Source organism: Comamonas sediminis (genome assembly GCF_041107495.1).
In the GTDB taxonomy this organism is placed as follows: Bacteria; Pseudomonadota; Gammaproteobacteria; order Burkholderiales; family Burkholderiaceae_C; genus Comamonas; species Comamonas sediminis.
In genome coordinates, this window is record NZ_JBGBDC010000003.1 from 197,414 (window position 1) to 218,450 (window position 21,037).

The 21,037-nt window shown below is 64.7% G+C and carries 18 protein-coding genes; 9 read left to right on the forward strand and 9 right to left on the reverse strand.

Going from position 1 to position 21,037, the window contains the following annotated elements:
* Positions 1-39: 39 nt before the first annotated feature.
* Together AB7A72_RS08550 and AB7A72_RS08555 are read right to left on the reverse strand one after the other, a co-directional pair.
* Positions 40-564: an AAA family ATPase gene (locus AB7A72_RS08550; RefSeq protein WP_369459637.1), complete on the reverse strand. Its 525-nt coding sequence runs from the start codon at positions 562-564 to the stop codon at positions 40-42.
* Positions 565-743: 179 nt separating this feature from the next.
* Positions 744-1,196: a GNAT family N-acetyltransferase gene (locus tag AB7A72_RS08555; RefSeq protein WP_369459638.1), complete on the reverse strand. Its 453-nt coding sequence runs from the start codon at positions 1,194-1,196 to the stop codon at positions 744-746.
* Positions 1,197-1,316: 120 nt separating this feature from the next.
* On the opposite strand from AB7A72_RS08555, the gene AB7A72_RS08560 reads away from it, so the two are divergent.
* Positions 1,317-2,177 carry an endonuclease/exonuclease/phosphatase family protein gene (locus tag AB7A72_RS08560; RefSeq protein ID WP_369459640.1) on the forward strand — a complete coding sequence of 287 codons (861 nt, stop codon included), beginning with the start codon at positions 1,317-1,319 and terminating at the stop codon, positions 2,175-2,177.
* Between the two features lie 68 nt (positions 2,178-2,245).
* Entirely contained in the window at positions 2,246-2,683 is a 438-nt protein-coding gene (trxC, locus tag AB7A72_RS08565) for a thioredoxin TrxC (RefSeq protein ID WP_021028739.1), read from the forward strand.
* A gap of 92 nt (positions 2,684-2,775) precedes the next feature.
* Here the strand turns inward: trxC and AB7A72_RS08570 are convergent, their stop codons facing one another.
* The gene (locus AB7A72_RS08570; RefSeq protein WP_369459641.1) at positions 2,776-4,713 is read right to left on the reverse strand and encodes a PhoX family protein; all 1,938 of its coding nucleotides are present in this window, start codon (positions 4,711-4,713) and stop codon (positions 2,776-2,778) included.
* 503 nt (positions 4,714-5,216) lie between these two features.
* On the opposite strand from AB7A72_RS08570, the gene AB7A72_RS08575 reads away from it, so the two are divergent.
* From AB7A72_RS08575 to AB7A72_RS08585, 3 genes are read left to right on the forward strand one after another with little or no spacing between them, the layout of a single operon-like run.
* Positions 5,217-7,139 (forward strand): PrkA family serine protein kinase, encoded by a 1,923-nt coding sequence (locus AB7A72_RS08575; RefSeq protein ID WP_239809599.1) that lies wholly within the window; start codon positions 5,217-5,219, stop codon positions 7,137-7,139.
* 56 nt (positions 7,140-7,195) lie between these two features.
* A complete protein-coding gene (locus AB7A72_RS08580) occupies positions 7,196-8,467 on the forward strand; it encodes a YeaH/YhbH family protein (RefSeq protein ID WP_369459642.1) in 1,272 nt (423 codons plus the stop codon).
* A complete protein-coding gene (locus AB7A72_RS08585; protein WP_312450481.1) occupies positions 8,464-10,092 on the forward strand; it encodes a SpoVR family protein in 1,629 nt (542 codons plus the stop codon). Before AB7A72_RS08580 ends, AB7A72_RS08585 begins: the two co-directional genes overlap by 4 nt.
* 29 nt (positions 10,093-10,121) lie before the next feature.
* On the opposite strand, the gene AB7A72_RS08590 is transcribed toward AB7A72_RS08585, so the two are convergent.
* Positions 10,122-11,393, reverse strand: coding sequence for a multifunctional CCA addition/repair protein (locus tag AB7A72_RS08590; protein ID WP_369459643.1), 1,272 nt, complete (start codon positions 11,391-11,393; stop codon positions 10,122-10,124).
* Positions 11,394-11,402: 9 nt separating this feature from the next.
* Positions 11,403-12,269: a MurR/RpiR family transcriptional regulator gene (locus AB7A72_RS08595; protein ID WP_239809595.1), complete on the reverse strand. Its 867-nt coding sequence runs from the start codon at positions 12,267-12,269 to the stop codon at positions 11,403-11,405.
* A 164-nt stretch (positions 12,270-12,433) separates the two neighbouring features.
* Between AB7A72_RS08595 and AB7A72_RS08600 the strand changes: the two genes are divergently transcribed.
* On the forward strand, positions 12,434-13,321 hold the full coding sequence (locus AB7A72_RS08600; RefSeq protein WP_373449928.1) for an amino acid ABC transporter substrate-binding protein: 888 nt from the start codon (positions 12,434-12,436) through the stop codon (positions 13,319-13,321).
* 78 nt (positions 13,322-13,399) lie between these two features.
* Here AB7A72_RS08600 and AB7A72_RS08605 read toward each other — a convergent pair whose 3' ends face one another.
* Together AB7A72_RS08605 and uraD are read right to left on the reverse strand one after the other, a co-directional pair.
* Positions 13,400-14,377, reverse strand: coding sequence for a Bug family tripartite tricarboxylate transporter substrate binding protein (locus AB7A72_RS08605; RefSeq protein WP_313330786.1), 978 nt, complete (start codon positions 14,375-14,377; stop codon positions 13,400-13,402).
* A 19-nt stretch (positions 14,378-14,396) separates the two neighbouring features.
* Positions 14,397-14,942, reverse strand: a complete 546-nt coding sequence (uraD, locus tag AB7A72_RS08610) for a 2-oxo-4-hydroxy-4-carboxy-5-ureidoimidazoline decarboxylase (protein ID WP_312530309.1) — start codon at positions 14,940-14,942, stop codon at positions 14,397-14,399.
* Positions 14,943-15,043: 101 nt separating this feature from the next.
* On the opposite strand from uraD, the gene AB7A72_RS08615 reads away from it, so the two are divergent.
* Together AB7A72_RS08615 and AB7A72_RS08620 are read left to right on the forward strand one after the other, a co-directional pair.
* Positions 15,044-15,991: a LysR family transcriptional regulator gene (locus AB7A72_RS08615; protein ID WP_369459644.1), complete on the forward strand. Its 948-nt coding sequence runs from the start codon at positions 15,044-15,046 to the stop codon at positions 15,989-15,991.
* Between the two features lie 231 nt (positions 15,992-16,222).
* A complete protein-coding gene (locus AB7A72_RS08620) occupies positions 16,223-17,269 on the forward strand; it encodes a hypothetical protein (RefSeq protein WP_369459646.1) in 1,047 nt (348 codons plus the stop codon).
* A 23-nt stretch (positions 17,270-17,292) separates the two neighbouring features.
* Here AB7A72_RS08620 and AB7A72_RS08625 read toward each other — a convergent pair whose 3' ends face one another.
* Both AB7A72_RS08625 and AB7A72_RS08630 read right to left on the reverse strand, forming a co-directional pair.
* On the reverse strand, positions 17,293-17,976 hold the full coding sequence (locus AB7A72_RS08625) for a glutathione S-transferase family protein (protein WP_312411260.1): 684 nt from the start codon (positions 17,974-17,976) through the stop codon (positions 17,293-17,295).
* Positions 17,977-18,143: 167 nt separating this feature from the next.
* Entirely contained in the window at positions 18,144-18,725 is a 582-nt protein-coding gene (locus AB7A72_RS08630; protein WP_239809588.1) for a 5-formyltetrahydrofolate cyclo-ligase, read from the reverse strand.
* Between the two features lie 404 nt (positions 18,726-19,129).
* Between AB7A72_RS08630 and AB7A72_RS08635 the strand changes: the two genes are divergently transcribed.
* A complete protein-coding gene (locus tag AB7A72_RS08635) occupies positions 19,130-21,034 on the forward strand; it encodes a lytic transglycosylase domain-containing protein (RefSeq protein ID WP_369459827.1) in 1,905 nt (634 codons plus the stop codon).
* Positions 21,035-21,037: the final 3 nt, after the last annotated feature.

Sequence of the window (21,037 nt, forward strand, 5' to 3'; positions counted from 1 at the left end):
CCCGGGCGCTGGTGTAACCCCTTGCGCTGGCAGCGGTTATCAGCCGTGCAGCACCAGCTGAAAGCCCTCCTCCGCAGACGGTGCCACAAAGTGCTGGCTGATCAGGTCAAACTGCGCATCGCTGGTTTCAAACGGATGCTCGCCCGACGCATTGCGCGCCCGCAGGCGGCGCTTGCATTCGTCGTCGGGCAGCTGCAGCCAGTGCAGCGCATGTGGCGCCCCTGCTGCTTCAAAGATGCTGCGCGCCCAGGCGCGGGTGCTGGGGGTGTTGGACGGGAAATCCAGCACCACGGAGGTACCCGCTTGGAGCAGCGACACGACATGGGGCTGCATCGCACCGCGCAGCCTGGCGGACAGCAGCACATAGTCCTGGATCGAGACCAGTGCATCCGGGTAGAGCTGGGCAAGCCAGGCATCTTCGCTGACCAGCACGGTGCGCGGCTGCGCCGCCAGCTGCCGGGCCAAGGTGGATTTGCCGGACGCGATCTTTCCGCAGAGCAGGTGCAGGGTGCCGGCATCGGTGTCGCTATCGGCGAACGTGTCAGGCGCTTGGGTGCTGTTCATTCCATCTCCTTGGAGGAAACCCCAGAGACGGAAAACCCACCTCCAGGGTGGGTTGCATGCTTGCGTGGCCGCGCGCTATCCCACCGTCGGTTCGACGATGCGAATAATTCGGGGGGTGGTGCACAGAGCCATCAGCGCAATGTAGCAGAAGCCCGGCCAGCCTGCAGCGCTGTGCGGCGTCAATCACGCCGCTTGGTCAGGCGGATATCGCCATCGCCGATATCGCTCTCGTTGCCCCAGCCCAGGTGCCGGTAGAGGCGCGCGGCGCGGCTGGTTTTGGCTGTTTCCAGCCAGGCCTCTTCATGCTGCGCAAACAAGGCCTGCTCGCAGACCTGGCACAGGGCGCTGCCCATGCCCCGGCCTTCGTGGTTGCTGCGCACAAACAGCGCAAACAGGCAGGCGCTGTCCAGGTCCACCATCGCAAAGCCGGCGACTTCGCCTTCGGTCGTGGCGACCCAGGCGCAAGGCGCGCTGCGGATGGCCTCGGCAATGGAGTCGGGGGTTACGCCGACGGCGGCCAGCGCGTCACCGTTCAGGCGGTTCTCGGTGACGGCCAGCCGCACCTGGAACATGGCCGCGACATCGTCCACGGTAGCGGGGCGGATCTGAAAGGAATCTTGGTGCTTGGGCATCGTCCGACTATAGAGGCGCTCGGGTCTGGCTTGGGGCGCTGACACGAAAAACGCCTGGCCCCTGCTGCACAATGGCGGGCGATGGCGCCAGCGGGCGCGGCTGTCCACAGAGTTTTCCACATGCAAATACTGACCTGGAATGTGCAATGGTGCTGCGGCCTCGATGGCCTGGTTGATCCGGCACGCATCGTGCGCCATGCGTTGGCGATGGGCACGGGCACGGGCGGCATCGATGTGCTTTGCCTGCAGGAGGTGGCTGTGGGCCATGGCGGGCTGGCGGGCGCACCGGGCGACCAGGTGGCGCAGCTGCAGGCACTGCTGCCGGGCTGGCAGCTGTTCTTTGGCGCCACCACCGATGGGGTGGATGCCAGCGGCCAGCGCCGCCGCTTTGGCAATGTGGTGGCCAGCCGCCTGCCGGTGGCCGAAGTGGCGCAGCACCGCCTGCCCTGGCTGGCCGAGGCCGGTGTGGTCAGCATGCCCCGGGGTTGCCTGGTGGTGACGGTGCGCGACCCGGCCCTGGGCCTGGTGCGGGTGATGTGCACGCATCTGGAGTACCACAGCGCCAGCCAGCGCATGGCCCAGGTGCAGGCGCTGCGGGCAATCCATGCCGAGGCGCTGGCGCAGCTGCAGGCCCTGCCCGGTGCTGCAGCGGCGGCCACGCCTTACACCACGCCAGTGCACACCCCGCATGCGGTGTTGTGTGGCGATTTCAATATGCACGCCGGCGAGCCCGCCTATGCCGCGCTGGTTGCAGCGCAGACCGACGGATCCGCGCTGTGGCATGACAGCTGGCCGCTGCTGCATGGCAGTGCGCCGCAGCCGCCCACCTTCTGCCTGTTTGACCGCACCTGGGGGCCCACGCCGGTGGCCTGCGATTTTGCGCTGGTCAGCGGCAGCCTGTGCAGCCATCTGCAGGGCTGGCACAGCGACAGCGCCACACAGCTGTCCGACCACCAGCCGGTGCTGCTGACCCTGGCTTGAAATATGCGGCCTTGGCCTGCACCTGCGCCTTGTAGGTCTGCCTATGATGGGCAGCAGGAGAGTGCCCCATGACGGAAGACAGCTTGCACATCGTGTGCCCCCATTGCCATACCACCAACCGCGTGCAGCGCGCGCAGCTGGCCCAGCAGCCCGATTGCGGCAGCTGCCACCAGCCCTTGTTCACCGGCGAACCGGTCGCGCTGGATGCCGACAGCTTTGCCAAGCAGCTGGGGCGCAACCACATCCCTGTCGTTGTGGATTTCTGGGCGCCCTGGTGCGGCCCCTGCCTGCAGATGGCCCCCGGCTATGCACTGGCCGCCAAGCAGCTGGAGCCCCGGCTGCGCTTTGCCAAGCTCGATACCGAGGCCTATCCGCATGTGGCCCAGCCTTTCAATATCCGCAGCATTCCGACCATGGTGGTGTTCAAGGGCGGCCAGGAGGCCGCACGCATCTCCGGCGCGCTGCCGCCCGGTGAGATCGTGCGCTGGCTGCAATCGGTCTTGTAGTCGCGCAGGGCCATGAAAAATGCCATCCGTTCGGATGGCATCGTTGTCTGTAAAGCGCGTGCGCGCGTGGCCACGCGCACGCTGTGGGCAGATTACAGCTTCACGGCTTGCGGCTTGCCGGTCAGGTAGCCGACCGAGGCGCCAAACTTGTTCTTGTAGTTGGCGTTGATCAGCGGATCGAGCTGGTCCTTGATCTTGGCGTGCAGCGCGCTCCAGTCGCCCGGGTGCTGGAAGTTGCTCATGATGTAGGTCCAGCCGTTGGCCTCGTCCACGGCGTGCAGGCCGGTGGACTCGGCGCCCGCAGGGGTCGAGAGGATGCGCGACAGCTGCTTGGTGTCGGCGTTATAGGCCCACAGGAAGTTGTTCACGTGGTTGCCGCTGTCTTCGCCGATGAACAAGGTGCGCATCTTTTCGGAGAACTTCAGGTTGTCCGGGCTGGCGATCTTGTCGGGGTTGGAGGTGTTGCCCAGTGCGTCTGCGGCAATGTCCTCACCCATCATCAGCATGTGCGACTGCTGTGGCACCCATTCGCTGTTGATGGTGGCGCCCTGGCGGTCCTTGATGCCGCCGCCCAGGTTGTGGGCCAGCACGCCGCCGGCCTTCACGGTCTTGGGGAAGGTCACGTTGTGCTTGGCATTCCAGGCCTTGTCACCATTGATCATCGAGGTCTGGATGTTGGCCAGTGCCGAGTAGGCGACCTTGTCCTTGATGTTGACGGTGGTGCCTTCCATCTTGGTGAATGCCATCGAGCCGCCGACCAGGTTGGCGTAGCGGTGGGTTTCCAGGAAGGCGGCCGCCTTTTCCATACCCGGCTTGAGCTTGAGCCAGGCGGCCTTGCCGTCCAGGAACACCGCGGTGTAGCTGGGGTCCTTGGGGTCGGCCGTCAGCGACTCCATGATGTCGGTCGGCTTGAGGCTGCCCGCCAGCGCTTCGATCTCGGCGCTGGTGGCATGGCCCAGGTGGATCCACTCCATCTTGGCGGTCGAGGTGTCGGTCAGCACATCGGTGTAATGCGCGACGTACAGGTTGCCGGCGGACAGGTCTTTTTCCTTGTCGGCCACGAACATGAACAGGCCGCCATTGGTGTAGTCATCGCCCATCAGCGCGGTGCGGTTGTCGGGCATCACATGGATCAGCTCGTGCGAGATGCGGCCCAGGCAGTAGTGCTTCTTGACCGTGCCGGTGCCGTCCTTGTTGACGGTGATCTCCGGCAGGTGGCCGTAGTGGTAAGGGTTGGCCGTGGTCTCGTTGCCGTACACATGCTTGCTGAAGGCCTTGAACTGGGCCGAGCTGGCAGCGGTGAACGCATCGGGCTCGTACTCTTCGCTGGACAGGTGGGTGTTCCACGGCGAGAGGCTGGCGCCGCAGGTGATCCACAGGCCGTGGGCCTTGGACATGTCGACGTTGTGGTACTTGACCAGGCTCAGCTTGCCGGTGTCCTGGTCCTGGTCCAGGGTGAGCACGGCGATTGGCGAAGGCAGGGTGCCGTAGGCATCGGCGCCGGACTGGTCCTTGGAGGTGTACTCGAACTGCACGACGGCAAACACGGGCTTGCCCTTGACGCCGTCCACCTTGGCGTCGGCGACCTGGATGATCGACGAGCCATCGGGGCAGTCGGAGAAGAACTGGCGCTCGCTGCCCGCCACCGATTTGTCGATGATCGGCTGGTTGTTGATGTCGTAGTAGCCGCCGGCCAGGATCTTGCCGCCCTTGCCGTCCGCCACCATGTCGCCGGTGACGAAGAACGATTCGTAGGCCAGCGCCACTTCGCGCTTGCTGTCGTCGGCGTACAGGATGGTCATCACGACGCTGGTCGAGGTGGTGGCCATCGCTGCGGGGTTGGTCAGGTTGGGCGCTGCCATGTTGGAGAAGCTCACCGACTTGAACGCCGCAGTCGGGCCATGGTCGTCGCCACCCCCGCCGCAGGCGGTCAGCAGGCCTGCAGCCGACAGGGAGCTGGACAGAGGCAGCAATGGTGCGCTGCCCAGAAATTGCAAAAGACGGCGACGCGAGGTCAGCACTGCGCTCATATCGGTAACTCCGTGGGGTGTTATGTCGTATTGGATGCACCACAGAGGCCCATGAGAGATCCGGGCGAACATGCTCTGTGGTGCGCACGGAGTATCGGCGGCGCCGATGGCAGGGGTGTGACGCGGGTGTGTCGTTTTTATGACGATAGGAGCGGGCCGTCTTGCCGCCTTCAGCCGCCAAGTGCCGCTGTGGCCTGCACGCATGGCGCGAGGCGGAGCGGCGCCGCTCGAGGGGAAGTGTGCCCTTTATGGGCCAGCGCAGGCAGTGGCCCCGTAACCAGAAATATTGCCCGCATTGTGGTCATCCGTGTGTAGGAAAAGTGATCTGGTCAAAGCGCCGCTAAGGTGCTAAAACCAAGTCACGATAACGGTTGCCTAGGGAGGTTCTGCAAAACCCTCGCCAAATGGTATGGATGCATTGCGGCCATGGCAGAGAGTTTTGCAGAGGGGTCCTAACAAGTTTGCGGCACGGTCAGCCCCTTGGGTGCCGCCACGGAGGTCGTATGGATGTCATCAGCAACTCTGCCGCCCGCTACGTTCGTCTGCGGGAGGAGGAAATGTCGCTCGACGAGTTTCTTGCGCTGTGCCAGCGTGACCCGATGGTCTACGAGGGGGCTGCCCACCGCATGCTGGCGGCCATCGGGGAGCCGGAGATGATCGACACCCGCAACGATCCGCATCTCTCGCGCCTGTTTGCGAACAAGGTAATCCGCCGCTACCCTGCATTTGCCGAGTTCTACGGCATGGAAGACTCCATCGAGCAGGTCGTGAGCTTTTTCCGCCATGCCGCCCAGGGCCTGGAGGAGCGCAAGCAGATCCTGTACCTGCTGGGTCCGGTGGGGGGCGGCAAGAGCTCGATCGCCGAGCGCCTGAAATACCTGATCCAGAAGGTGCCGTTCTATTCGCTCAAGGGCTCACCGGTCAATGAATCCCCGCTGGCGCTGTTCGATCCGATCGAGGACGGACCGGTCCTTGAAGAGCAGTTTGGCATTCCACGCCGTTGCCTCAACCATGTGCTCTCGCCCTGGGCCGTCAAGCGCCTCGATGAGTACGGCGGTGATATCCGGCAGTTCCGCGTCGTCAAGCGCTACCCCAGCATCTCGCGCCAGATCGGTATTGCCAAGACCGAGCCGGGTGACGAGAACAACCAGGACATTTCGAGCCTGGTCGGCAAGGTCGACATCCGCAAGCTGGAGAACTATGCCCAGGACGATACCGATGCCTACAGCTACTCGGGCGGCCTGTGCCTGGCCAACCAGGGCCTGCTGGAGTTTGTCGAAATGTTCAAGGCACCGATCAAGGTGCTTCACCCGCTGCTGACGGCCACCCAGGAAGGCAACTACAAGGGCACTGAGGGCTTTGGCGCCATACCCTTCGATGGCATGGTGCTCGCCCACAGCAACGAGAGCGAGTGGAAGGCCTTCCGCAACAACCGCAACAACGAGGCCTTTCTCGACCGGGTCTACATCGTCAAGGTGCCGTATTGCCTGCGCGTGTCCGAGGAGGTGCGCATCTACGAAAAACTCATCCGCGAGTCGTCGCTGGCCAGCGCGGTCTGCGCGCCCGGCACACTCAAGATGATGGCGCAGTTTGCGGTGCTCACCCGCCTCAAGGAGCCCGAGAACTCCAGCATCTTCAGCAAGATGCAGGTGTATGACGGCGAAAGCCTCAAGGACACCGACCCACGCGCCAAGAGCTACCAGGAGTACCGCGACTACGCCGGCGTGGACGAGGGCATGTCCGGCATCTCCACGCGCTTTGCGTTCAAGATCCTGTCCAAGGTCTTCAATTACGACAGCACCGAGGTGGCAGCCAACCCGGTGCACCTGATGTATGTGCTGGAGCAGCAGATCGGGCGCGAGCAGTTCCCTGCCGATGTGGAGACCCGCTACACCAGCTACATCAAGGAGTACCTGTCGCCGCACTACGCCGAGTTCATCGGCAAGGAAATCCAGACCGCCTACCTGGAGAGCTACAGCGAGTACGGCCAGAACATCTTTGACCGCTATGTCACCTATGCCGACTATTGGATCCAGGACAGCGAGTACCGCGATACCGACACCGGCGAGGTGTTTGACCGCAATGCGCTCAACGCCGAGCTGGAGAAGGTTGAAAAGCCCGCCGGCATTGCCAATGCGAAGGATTTCCGCAACGAGATCGTCAACTTCGTGTTGCGTGCGCGTGCCAACAACCAGGGCAAGAACCCCAGCTGGACCAGCTACGAGAAACTGCGCCTGGTGATCGAGAAGAAGATGTTTTCCAACACCGAAGAGCTGTTGCCGGTCATCAGCTTCAATGCCAAGGCCAGCGCCGAGGATGCGCGCAAGCACGAGGACTTTGTCACCCGCATGGAAGCCAAGGGCTACACCCCCAAGCAGGTGCGCCTGCTGTGCGAGTGGTACCTGCGCGTGCGCAAGAGCAGCTGAAGCAGACCGAACGGCGCGCCGGGACCGGACGCGCCGCTTCATGGATGGGGGCACAGATGGCATTGCAAATCATCGACCGCAGGCTCTCCGGCAAGAACAAGTCGGTGGGCAACCGCGAGCGCTTCGTGCGCCGCTACAAGGCGCAGATTTCCGAGGCGGTACGCCGCGCCGTTGCCAACCGCGACATCCGCCACATCGAGCAGGCCGAGACCATCACGATCCCGCGCAAGGACATCCAGGAGCCGGTGTTCCACCACGGCCCTGGCGGTGTGCGCGACACCGTGCATCCGGGCAATACCGAGCATGTGCGGGGCGACCGCATCGCCCGGCCCCAGGGCGGGACCGGCGGTAGTGGTGGCTCGCAAGCCAGCGATGGGGGAGAGGGCGAAGACGACTTCACCTTCACATTGACCAAGGAAGAGTTCATGGAACTGTTCTTTGAAGACCTGGCGCTGCCGCGCCTGCTGCGCACCCACATTGCCAGTACCTTGCAATACAAGACGCGCCGCGCCGGCTACAGCCATGACGGCACCCCGCACAACCTGGCCGTGCTGCGCACGATGCGCGGCGCGCTGGGCCGGCGCATTGCGCTGACCAAGGCGCCCAACCGTGAGCTCAAGGCCCTGCAGGATACGTTGGCAGACCTGCTGGCGCAGGACGATGGCACGAGCGAAGTGGTGGCCGAGCTGCAGCAGCGCATTGCCGGGTTGCAGGCGCGCATGGGCAAGGTGGCCTTTCTCGACCCCCTGGACCTGCGCTTTCGCAGCCGCACCAAGGTGCCCGAGCCGAGCAGCCAGGCGGTGATGTTCTGCGTGATGGACGTGTCGGGCTCGATGGACCAATCCCGCAAGGACCTGGCCAAGCGCTTCTTCATCCTGCTCTACCTGTTTCTCACCCGCCATTACGAGAAGATCGAGATCGTCTTCATCCGCCACCACACCCAGGCGGCCGAGGTGGGCGAGGACGAGTTCTTCCATTCCACTGAAAGCGGCGGCACCGTGGTCAGCAGCGCGCTGGTGCTGCTCGACCAGGTCATCCGCGCACGCTACCCGGTGGCGGACTGGAACATCTATGTGGCCCAGGCCAGCGACGGCGACAACTTTGGCGATGATGGCGGCAACTGCCGCAACCTGCTGGCCGACAAGATCCTGCCGCTGGCGCGCTACTTTGCCTATGTACAGGTGGCTCCCGACGAGCAAAGCCTGTGGCAGGAATACAGCCAGTTGTTGCCGCTGTTCCCGCATTTTGCGATGCGCAAGGTAGCGGAGCCCGGCGATATCTACCCGGTGTTCCGTGACCTGTTCAAAAAGGAAGGGGTCACGGTATGAATCCGTCGCAATACCCCGTGCTTGCACGGCGCAAGGGCTCCCCGCATTGGAAAGTGCCATTGTCCGCTGACCGCTCGCAGCGCGATGTGCCCGCCACGCCCCGGCCGGCGGGCCAGCGGCCCCGGCAGCCGCTCCCCGACCCCAGCGATTGGACCTTCGAGCTGATCGAGCGCTACCACGCTGCCATTGCGGAGACCGCCGAGCGCTACGGGCTGGACACCTACCCCAATCAGCTCGAGGTGATCTCGGCCGAGCAGATGATGGACGCCTATGCCAGCGTCGGCATGCCGGTGGGGTACCGGCACTGGAGCTATGGCAAGGAGTTTCTGGCCACCGAGCGCCGCTACCGCCGCGGCCATATGGGCCTGGCCTACGAGATCGTCATCAACGCCAACCCCTGCATCAGCTACCTGATGGAGGAGAACACCACTGCGATGCAGGCGCTGGTGATTGCCCATGCGGCCTATGGGCACAACAGCTTTTTCAAAGGCAATTACCTATTCGGCATGTGGACCGATGCGGGCAGCATCATCGACTACCTGGTGTACGCCCGCGACTTCATCGCCCAGTGCGAGGAAAAGCACGGCTTGGATACGGTGGAGCAGTGGCTCGATTCCTGCCACGCGCTGGCCAACCTGGGGGTGGACCGCTACCGCCGCCCGTCCAAGAAAACCCTGGCGCGCGAGCGCGCCGAGCGTGAGCAGCGCGAGGCCTATGCCCAGCAGCAGGTCAACGAGCTGTGGCGCACCTTGCCTGCGCGCCCCGACAAGAACAGCCCGGTGCAGCACCATGAGCGCTTTCCGAAGGAGCCGGAAGAAAACCTGCTGTACTTCATCGAAAAGAATGCCCCGCTGTTGGAGCCCTGGCAGCGCGAGGTGGTGCGCATCGTGCGCAAGATCGCCCAGTACTTCTACCCCCAGCGCCAGACCCAGGTGATGAACGAGGGCTGGGCCACCTTCTGGCACTACACCTTGCTCAACACCTTGTACGACGAGGGCTGGCTCACCGATGGCGTGATGATCGAATGGCTGTCGTCGCACACCAATGTGATCTACCAGCCGCCTGCCGGCCACCGTGCCTACAGCGGCATCAACCCCTATGCACTGGGCTTTGCGATGTACCGCGACATCCAGCGCATCTGCGAGCACCCGACCGACGAAGACCGGCGCTGGTTCCCCGATCTGGCCGGCACGCCCTGGCTGCCGGCGCTGCACCATGCCATGCAGAACTACAAGGACGAGAGCTTTGTCGGCCAGTACCTGAGCCCCAAGCTGATGCGCGACATGCGCCTGTTCTCCATCCATGACGATGCCAGCGAACGCGAGCTGCTGGTCAGCGCGATCCACAACGAGGATGGCTACCGCAACCTGCGCCAGACCTTGTCACAGCAGTACGACCTGGGCGCACGCGAGCCCAATATCCAGGTCTGGAACGTGAACCTGCGCGGCGACCGCTGCCTGACCCTGCGCCACACCCAGTACCAGGGCCGGCCGCTGGCCGATGATGTGCAGGAAGTGCTCAAGCACGCGGCGCGGTTGTGGGGCTTCGGCGTGCAGCTGGAAAGCGTCAATGGCGATGGCAATGTGCCGGTGCTGCTGCATTCGGTGCCGGCACCGCCGGCTTGACCTGGCGATGCCTCACCCGCCTCAGTAGCTTAGGGCTGCCCGTTAGCAGCGGCTGCGGCAGCGTCGGCCGCCACCATTTGCGCCACTGCCTGGCAACGCGCCTCGTGCACCATCGCGCCAATCTCGGCGCCTTGGCGGCCGGTGCGGGCGGCGCGTTCTGCGACCTCTCTGGTGCTGACGGCTTGCGCGGCGGCCAGCAGGCGCAGCAGCTGTGCGCGTTGCGGATAGGGCTTGTCTTCCAGCCCCAGCCGCCCCTGCGCATCGCACTGGCAGGCCAGCAGCGCCTGCGCAAAGCGATCGGGTTTGCGGAACGCGTCGCAGCGCTCCAGCAGGCGCACGACGGCAGCGGCTGCAATGCCCGGGCTGCGGTGGATATTGCCGTGCTCGGCGGCGACCACCAGCGCCAGTTCGGCGCAGTCACTGGGAACGCGCAGGCGCTGTTGTACCTGGCGGGCCAGGTCGACGCTGCGCTCCTCATGGCCGATATGGCGGGGCAGCACATCGGCCGGCGTCGTGCCCTTGCCCAGGTCATGCGCCAGGCAGGCCCAGCGCACGGGCAGCGGCGCATCCAGCTGGGCGGCGCGGTCCAGCACCATCATCACGTGGATGCCGGTATCCACCTCGGGGTGGTAGTCGGCGCGCTGGGGCACGCCCCAAAGGCGGTCCAGCTCGGGCAGCAGGCGGGCGAGTGCGCCGCAATCGCGCAGCACTTCGAACATGCGGGAGGGCCGGGCCTCCATCAGGCCGCGTGCCAGCTCCTGCCAGACGCGCTCGGGCACCAGCGCATCGACCTCGCCGTCGGCGACCATCTGGCGCATCAGCGCGACGGTTTCCGGGGCGACGGAGAAGCCATGGAAGCGCGCGGCAAAGCGCGCCAGGCGCAAGATGCGCACCGGGTCTTCGCGGAAGGCCTCGGTCACATGGCGCAGCACCCGGGCCTGCAGATCGGCCTGGCCGCCATAGGGGTCGGTCACCGGGTCGCTGCCATTCCAGCCGACGGGGGCGGCCATCGCATTGATCGTCAGGTCGCGCCGGGCCAGGTCCTGCTCCAGGGTCACATCGGGCGAGGTGGCGATGCTGAAGCCCCGGTAGCCCCGGCCGGACTTGCGCTCGGTGCGGGCCAGCGCATATTCCTCATGCGAGCGGGGATGCAGAAAGACCGGGAAATCCTTGCCGACCGGCACAAAGCCCTGGGCCAGCATGGCCTCGGGCGTGGAGCCCACGACCACCCAGTCGTGGTCATTCACCGGCAGTCCCAAGAGGCGGTCCCGCACTGCGCCGCCGACCATATATGTTTTCATCGCACAAGTTTACTTGCGTACCGGCTGCACATAGACGCCGCTGTCGTGCAGCTCGCCTTCGGCTGACTCGATGCGGGCCACGGCCTGGGGACCGGCGCGGCTGACCAGCACCTCCAGCAGCGATTCGGACAGCGCCTGGGCAGCGGTGACAGAGGGAAAGAAGGAGGGGCTGTTGACGGCAAACAGCAGGGTTTCATCGGCCGCCAGTGACAGCGGCGAGGCCAGGCTGTCGGTCAGGGCCAGCACCTTGCAGCCTCGCGCACGGGCCAGTTCCACCGCATGCACGGTCTCCTGCGAGTAAGGCGCAAAGCTGATGGCGACCAGCACATCGCCCTGGTCGATCGCGCGCAGCTGCATCTCGCGCACGCCGCCCATGCCTTCGAGCAGATGCACCGAGCGGCGAAACAGGCGGTAGACATAGACCAGCGAAAAGGCCACCGGAAAGCAGGCGCGCATGCCCATCACATGCACCTGGCCGGCCTTCTCCAGCAGCTTGGCTGCGGTCACCAGGCGCGCTGCGCTGTGCTGCTCGGTCAGGTCGAGGTTGCTGCGCTGCATCGCAAACATCTCAGCGGTGAGCTGCTTGTCGCGCGCGCGGCCCATCAGGCTGCGGGCCCGCTCGCCATACTGGTTGCCCGCTTCGCTGGCCAGGCCCATATCGGCGGTCAGCGCCTGCTTGAACGGGTTCCAGCCCTCAAAGCCGCAGGTCTGGGCGAAACGCACCAAGGTGGTGGGCGGCACCTGCGCATGCTGGCCGACGGTGCGCATCGATTGGGTCACCACATCGTTGGGGTGGTCGAGCACATAGCGCGCCACTTGCTGCAGCGAAGGGCTCAGGGAGGCAAAGCGGTCTCGCAGTTGGTCGATTACGCCCATGGCGGCGGGTCTTTCTTCAGATTTAGGGAAATCACGGGTAGCTATTGTGCGATATGGAACATATGATCCAAAAAAAATAAAAAAGGAGCAAAAGTTCTGAAACGCCGCAAGGCACTGGCCGGTACCAATGGGGTGCCAGGAGGATCATGGATATGCAAGGAAAAATGGGTGTGAAGCGCGCGGTGGCACTGGCGGCGCTGGCGTGTGCGTCCGTGGCGGCGATGGCGCAAGGCAGCAGTACGCTGGACAAGATCAAAAGCTCGGGCGCCATCACGCTGGGCTACCGTGAGGCCTCGTTCGGCTTCTCCTACCTGGACGCCAACCTCAAGCCCATCGGCTACAGCATGGACATCTGCGCACACATCCTGGAGGCGGTCAAAACCAAGCTCCAACTGCCGGCGCTGAAGGTGAACTACCAAGCGGTCACGTCGGCCAACCGCATTCCGCTGGTGCAAAACGGCACGGTGGATCTGGAATGCGGCTCGACCACCAACCTGGTGGAGCGCCAAAAGCAGGTGGCCTTCTCGCCGGACATCTTCCGCTACAACGTGCGCATGCTGGTCAAGAAAAGTTCGGGCATCCAGAGCATTGCCGATCTGCAGGGCAAGTCGGTGGCCACCACCACCGGCACCACCTCGTTCCGCCTGCTGCGCCAGGCCGACCGTGCCAGCAAGCTCGACATCACCAATGTGCCAGGCAAGGACCATACCGAGTCCTTCCTGCTGGTGCAGGGCGACAAGGCTGCCGCCTTTGTGCTGGACGATATCCTGCTGGCCGGCCAGATCGCCAATGCGCGCGATCCGCAAAACTACGAGATCGTTGGCGAGAGCCTGCGCACCGAGAACCAGGCCCTGATGCTGCGCAATGACGACCCGGCCTTCAAGCAGCTGGTGGACGAGACCGTCACCGGCCTGATGCAATCGGGCGAGATGGAAAAGCTCTACAACCGCTGGTTCATGTCGCCGATTGCACCCAAGGGCATCAACATCAACTACCCGCTGAATGCCGAAACGCGTGATGCCTTTGCCAACCCCTCGTCCAAGGGAATCTGAGCGTCCGTTGGCGATTGAACACGGGCCGCGATGAAGCAAGAGATCAGGACCAGGGGCCAGGCCCCTGGTCTTTTTGCGCTATTGCGGCACCAGGCCGGCGGCCTTGACCAGCTGTGCATGCAGGCTGATCTCCTGCGCAATGGTGTGCTGGAACTGCTCCGGTGTCGTGGGCGCCACTTCCATGCCCACGTCCTGCAACTGCTGCTTGATGTCTTCGCGCAGCAAGATGGCCTGCACCTGGCGGTTGAGCGCATCGACAATCGGGCGCGGCGTGCGCGCCGGGGCCAGCAGGCCGATCCAGGTCTGCATCACCATGTCGGGAATGCCGGCCTCCGCCATCGTCGGCACCTCGGCAATCAACGGCGAGCGCTTGTCGCTCATCAGCGCCAGCGCCGTGAGCTTGCCCGATTTGAGGTGGGGCAGGGCTTCGGGCAACGGCGCAAACAGCAGGTCCACATTGCCGCCGAGCATGTCGTTGATGGCGAGGGCGCCGCCCTTGTACGGTACATGCGTCATCTGCAGCTGGCCCCGGGTCTCGAACATCAGCGCCGCCAGATGCTGGGGGCTGCCTTCGCCCGAGCTGGCATAGGTCACGACGGTGGGCTGGGCCTTGGCAGCGGCCAGCACGGCAGCGGCGTTGGGGAATTTCTTGCGGTCCCTGACCACCAGCACCATGGCCTGGTTCGCCAGTTTGGTGATGGGCGCAAAGTCGGCCTGCGGGTCGTAGGGCAGGTCCTTGAAGATGCTTTTGTTGGTGGTCAGAAAGGACGCTGGCGAGGCCATCAGGGTGTAGCCATCGGGGCTGGCCTTGGCAACGGCCGGCAGGCCGATGCGGCCTGAGGCGCCCGCGCGGTTGTCGACGATGAAAGGCTGGCCGGTGCCGGCCTGCAGCTGCTGGCCCACCAGGCGCGCGATCATGTCCACACCGCCGCCTGCGGGCAGGGCGACCACCACTTTGACGGGGTGGTTCGGATAGCTGGCAGTCTGCGCCTGCGTGCTGAAGGCCAGCAGACCCAGCGATGCGGCCAGGCTGATAAGGTGGAGACGACGATGCATGGTGAACACTCCTGAAAAGTCAATGCGTGCAGACCGGGGCGGGATCGGCTTCCTGCAGGTAACGCGCGAGCCGCAGGCGGCTGATGGCCGCAATCTCGTTCAGCGCCAGTTGCAGCTCCCTCTGCCGGGTGTGCCCCAGGCGCTGCTCGAACACAAGCAAGGCCGATGCCAGGCTGTGCTGGCGGATGCAGAGAATGAAGGGAAAGCCAAAGCGCTCACGGTAGGCGCGGTTCAGACCATCCCAACGCTGGGCCTCGGCGGCCTGCAGCTGGCCCAGGCCCAGGCTGGCCTGCTCGTCGGTGGATGCGGCATTCATCGCCCCTGTTCGGGCCAGCTCGCCGCCCAGCTCCGGGTGGCCCGCATAAAAGCGGATGCGCGCCGGTTCATCCAGACCAGCGACCACGGCCAGCATGGCGCTGTGCAAGGCATCGGCGCTGGCAAAGGGGCGCAGCGCCACGGTCTGCGCTGCCACCCAGGGCGCATGCTCCCAGATGTCGGCCATCGCTGCGCAGAAGTCGTCGGGGCTGCAATGGTTGAGGTAGTCAAGGCGTTCAGCAGGTGTCATGCAGGCCATGCTAGGGCTGCAGAGCATTGCCGTCCATCATAGGTTTGGCAATGATGCATACGCAAAATTAGTACAATCGCGGCATTCCGGAGAGACCCCTTATGCGCCATTCGCTTGTACCTACCGCGCTGCGCTATGCGGACCAGGTCGCCCGCTCGGGCTCGATCCAGAAGGCTGCCCGCGAGTTGCATGTGGCAGCCTCCGCCATCAACCGCCAGATTCTGGCGCTGGAAGAGGAGCTGGGCGTTCCGCTGTTCGAGCGCATGCCGCGCGGCATGCGGCTGACGGCCTCTGGCGATGCGCTGATCACGATGGCCCGCCGCTGGCGCCAGGATGAGACCCGCATGGTGGCCGAGGTGCGGCGCATTCAGGGCATCCACCAGGGCCATGTGTCGCTGGTGGCGATGGACAGCCATGCCACCGGCGTGTTGCCAGCGCTGGTCGAGGCGCTCAATGCCGAGCACCCGCTGGTCAGCCTGTCCGTCGAGCTGAGCACCCCCGACGATGCCGAGACCGCGCTGATGACCGGCAAGGCCGACCTGGCCGCCATCTTCAACCTGGCGCCACGCCGTGAGCTGCTGGTGCTGTGGAAAGCCCAGCTGCCGCTGGGCTGTGTCGTGGCTCCGGGCCATGCGCTGGCCGGGCGCAAGACCGTCAGTTTTCAAGAGGCCACCGCCTACCCGATCGCGCTGCAAAGCCGCGCCATCACCATCCGCCGCCTGCTGGAGGCGCAGTTCAGCTGGCTGTTCAAGGATGCGCGGGGCTTTGTCGAAAGCAATTCGCTGCAACTGGTCAAACAGCTGGCGCTGGGCGGGCAGCGCCTGATCTTTACCTCGGAGCTGGATGTGGCGCCCGAACTGGCGGCCGGTGCGCTGGTGTTCATCCCCATTCGCGACCAGGGCGCCGAGCCGCAGGACATCAGCGTGGCGGTGGACGCCACCCGGCCACCGGGCCCGGTGGTCAAGCTGGTGGCCCAGCAGCTGATCGCGGCCTTGCAGGCCAGCCTGGACCAGGCCCGCCAGCCCCGTCACTCCAGCACTTCGGTCTAGGAACCCGTTCAAAGTCTGCAGGGCGCTCAGCGCCATGCGCTGCGCTGCGCGGTTCGCTGCGCGCCGTTGTGGCCGATTCCGCCGCAGGGGGCGAGGGGCTTGCAGACGCTGCTTGAGCCATGATGTATTCACCAACCATATAAGCTCTTTGCATTAGCAGCACTTCCTCGCTATGCTGCCGGGCTGGCCTCAGAGGCCGATCCAACATATGACAAAGAGGGAGGGGGGGTTATGTGGACAACCATTGGCGTGGTGCTGGTGACCATGGCATTGACGTTTGCCGGTCTGTGGGTGCTGCTCAAGTTCGGCATGCGCTGGTATTTTTCGCGCATGCTCAGGCACCCCCAGGCGCTGGGCAGCGCCCCGCAAGGTGTGGTGGCGCGCATCACGATGCAGTTGGACAAGCTGCAGTTCAGCGACCCGCAGGTGCGCAAGGTGATAGAGGAATGCAAGGCCCTCGGTTATGCATCGGCCGGGCGCTACACGGTGGATGAAATGCCTGGTGTCAAGATATGGGCGGGCACGCATGCGCAAAACGGCAGTCTGGCCTTGGTGCTGGAGCTGGCGGACCGCTATTTCTCTGCCGATGTGATCCGGTTCTATGGGGAGGGCGCCGCGCTGGGGGCGGGCACCAACCCGGTGTTCCAGGCCGACCACTATCCCCGCCATGTCCAGTACCGCCAGTTTCCGCGCGATACGGCCATGCAGGAGCTGACGCAGTGGCTGGAGGCCCAGCCTTCGCCCTCTGCGGTGGTCGCTGCCACCCCCAAAAATCTGCGCCAGCTCAATGCCCGCATGTATGCGGAGATGATGGATTTTCAACTGGCGCAACCCATGCCCGGCCTGGAGGCCTGGAAGCGCATGGCGTTGCAGGATGCCGCTGCCGTGGGCAGTACCGTGCCGACCTTGACCGAGCAACAATGGCAGGCCGTCTACGATGCACAACGGGAGAGCCAGCAATCAGCCACCGAAGAGGCCCTGCAAGACCATGTGCTGCGCAGCGGGCAGGTATCAGCCGCGCAGTGGCAGGCGATGGCCCATGGTCTGGTCTATGTCTATGCGCACCTGCGTGCAGACGAGGTCGCAGAACGCGCATTGCGCCGCAGTGCGTGGACGGCCGATGTACCCCAGGTGCAAGCGCTGCTGCGCCAGAACCTGGCGCATGCCGAGCTGTTTGAAGCGGTCCAGCGTCTGCTGCCGGAGGACGAACGTTTTGCCTACCTCATCAGCGTCAATGCCCCGCTGAATGCGCGGGTGTACCGGCCGCAGGCTTTGTGAAACCACTGAGAGGCTGGCGGCCCTCAGCGCTCGGCGCGGTAGGGCTCGTCCACCGCGACAAAATCCTGCTCGGCCAGCGCCGCATCGATCCAGGCCTTGACGCCGGGCAATTGGTGCACGCGCTCGATATAGGCGGCGATCTCGCCGGGGACCGGCAACTGGTAAGTCTTGAGGCGCGAGCACACCGGCGCGTAGTAGGCATCGGCGATGCTGAATTGGTCAAACAGCATGGGCCCGCCATGCTGGGCCAGCAGGTGGCTCCACATGCTGCACAGGCGCTCGACGTTCTTGCGCACGGCGGCGTTGTCGCGCCAGACGATCCGGCCGACCTCGGCCAGATCGGCTTCGATGTTCATCGGGCAGGCGCTGCGCAGTGCGGTGAAGCCCCCGTGCATCTCTGCGCAGATGCTGCGGGCGCTGGCGCGGGCAGCCTTGTCCTGGGGCCAGAGCTGCTTGTCCGGGAACTGCTCGGCCGCGTACTCGGCAATCGCCAGGCTGTCCCAGACGCTGATATCGCCATCGCGCAGCAGCGGCACCGTACCGGTGGGGCTGATGGCCGTCATCGTGCGCTTGAACTCGGACTGGCTGTCAAAGCCATCAAAGCGGATCAGCTTTTCCTCGAAAGGGATGCCTGCCTGGCGCAGCAGCACCCAGGCGCGCATGGACCAGGAGGAGTAATTTTTGTTGCCGATATAAAGCTGCAGCATGATCTCAATTGATTAATGGATGAAAACGTCCGGGGCCCTGTGCAGAACTCCCGCCCTATGGAACGAGTGCGGAGCATCCGCTACCGCGCTCAGACCCCGGCAGGGGATGTGCAGAGGGTGCCAGGTTTGACACCGCAGGCACAGGCCCCCAAGGAGCGTAGCAATCCCTAGGACGCGCCCAGCGGCCACACCACGCCGTTGTCATTGAGGATGGCATCCAGCGGCAGGTCATGGGCCTCGGGCTCGAAGTCGTCGACAAAGCCGTTGGTAAAGCCCAGGCCGACGGTGAAGGGGCGTGGCTCCAGCGCGGCCAGCGTGCGGTCATAAAAACCGCCGCCGTAACCCAGGCGGTAGCCACCCGGGCCATAGCCCACGCAGGGCACAAACAGCAGGGTCGGCACCACCAGTTCGGTATTTTGCGGCTTGGGGATGTCGTAGGCGTCCATCTCCATCGGGCAGCCGGGGTACCAGGCATGGAAGCTCAAGGTCTTGTGCTGCTTGTTGACGACGGGCAGGGCGATGCGGCGCAGCTTGGGCTCGTCCATCAGCGCACCGTCTTCCTTCCAGCGGTGCAGCGCTGGCAGCGGATCAAACTCGCCTTTGATCGGCCAGTAGGCGCCGATGACGGCATCCTGGCGTTCCATCAGCCAAAAACGCAGCACTTGCTGGAGCTGTTCGGCGCGCTCCAGACGATCGGGCATATGCAGACGCTGTTCGATGAGCGCTTGGCGCACGGCTTTTTTATCCATTGCAAATATCCCTACAGAAACACGCTGGGTCAGCCATTCTGACACCCAAAACTGCTGCTCCCGGCAAATGGGTTACCGTGAAAACCAGGTATCGTGGGGACCGCTTGGGGTGGATTCGGTAAGGGCATGTAAGCGGATGCCTCGGATTGCCGACCTTGTGGCTGCCGGCGGCGGTGGCGGTGTGTATGATTTTAGGGTTCACCTGGGCGCCGCTGGATAGCGCCGCCGTCTTGCAACCTGGAGCGGCTATGCGTCGGAATGTTTTCACCCCCTTGATGGCGGCCTTGCTGGCCTGCAGCGCCTGGCCGCTGGCTGCGCAGACGATTTTGCAGGGCGCGACGGCCGCGCAGACCTCGGTGCAAACGCCTGTGCAACTGCAGTCAAGTCCGTCGGTCAGCAGCGGCATGGTCAATGACGATGTGATCGTTGACATGCAGCAGGCCTTCCGCAAACGCGAGAAGAACAAGCTCACCCAGCTGCTGCCCAATGCGCGCGGCCATGTGCTGGAGCCCTGGGCCGCCTATTGGGAGCTGCGTGCCCGCCTGAACGAGGCCACGCAGGACGAAGTGCAGGCCTTTCTGACCCGCTGGGCCGGCACCTACCAGGAAGACCGGCTGCGCAACGACTGGCTGCGCCTGTTGGGCCAGCGCCGCGACTGGAGCAATTTCGATGCGATGTACCCGGCGTTCCGCATGGGCGACGACCGTGAACTGCGCTGCTATGCGGCAGTGATCGATCTGGCCAAGGGCGGCGAGCGCGAGGCGCTGGCCAACACGGTCAAGAGCAATTGGTATGCGCAGCGCGATTCGGAGGATGGCTGCAACCTGGCGGCGTCCGAGCTGTTTTCTGCCGGCGGCCTGCAGGCCGATGACATCTGGCGCAGGGCGCGCCAGACGATGGAGGCGGGCCGCCCCCGCGCCGCCCGCGCTGCGGTGGAAGTGGTCGCCCCCATGCAACTGCCCGCGTTTGCCACGATGCTGCAATCGCCCAGCAAATTCCTGACGGCCCAGGCCAAGACGTCTTCGAAGGAGCAGCAGGAGCTGGCCACGTTGGCGCTGATCAAGCTGGCCGCGGACAACCCTGATGGCGCAGCGACCTTGATGGAGGGCCGCTGGAACGAGCTGCTGACGCAGCCGCGCCGTGACTGGGTCTGGGGAGTGATCGGCAAGACCCAGGCGACGCGGCTGTCGCCCGATGCGATGACCAGCTTCGCGAAGGTCGGCAAGGATGCCAACCTGAGCGACGACCTGCTGGCCTGGAAGACCCGCGCCGCGCTGCGGGCCGGCCAGTGGCAGCAGGTGCGCAAGAGCATCGAGGCGATGAGCGCCGAAGAGCGCGAAGACCCGACCTGGATGTACTGGCAGGCCAAGGCCATGCAGGCCGGGCGCATCAGCGAGGCGCAGACCCAGCAGTCGCGCCAACTGCTGCAAAAGATTGCCGGGACGCAAGGCTTCTACGAGCAGCTGGCGCAGGAAGAGCTGGGCCAGCCCATCGTCATCCCGGCGCAGCCGGTGCCTATCGATGCGCAGGCGCGTGAGTCGGTGCGCAGCAATGCGGGCCTGGCACGTGCGCTCTATGCGATCCAGCTGGGGCTGCGCAGCGAAGGCGTGCGCGAGTGGAACTACATGACCAATCTGCACCAGCGCGGCGGCATGGACGATGCCCAATTGCTGGCCGCTGCCGAGCTGGCCTGCCAGCGCCAGATCTGGGACCGCTGCATCAACACCAGCGAACGCACCAAGACGGTGGTCGATGTGGGCCAGCGCTACCCGATGCCGTTCAAGGAGGCCGTGGTCAGCCGCTCGCGTGAGATCGGGCTGGATCCCGCCTATGTCTACGGCCTGATCCGCCAGGAAAGCCGTTTCATCATGGATGCGCGCTCGGGCGTGGGTGCCTCGGGCCTGATGCAGATCATGCCGGCCACCGCCCGCTGGACTGCCCGCAAGATCGGCATGACCGATTTCACGCCGGCCAGCATCAATGACCGCGACACCAATATCACGTTGGGCACCGCCTACCTGAAGCTGGCGCTGGACGATTTCGACGGCTCGATGGCGCTGGCTGCCGCTGGCTACAACGCCGGCCCCGGCCGGCCGCGCAACTGGCGCAATGGCCCGGTGCTGGACGGTGCCATCTGGGCCGAGAACGTGCCCTTTGCCGAGACGCGCGACTATGTGAAAAAGGTGCTCTCCAACACGACCAGCTACGCGGCCATTCTGACCGGCCAGCCCCAGTCGCTGCGTGCGCGCCTGGGCTCGGTGGGCCCCAAGCCCGAGGGCGAGCCGGACCTGTCCAAAGAGCTGCCATGATAG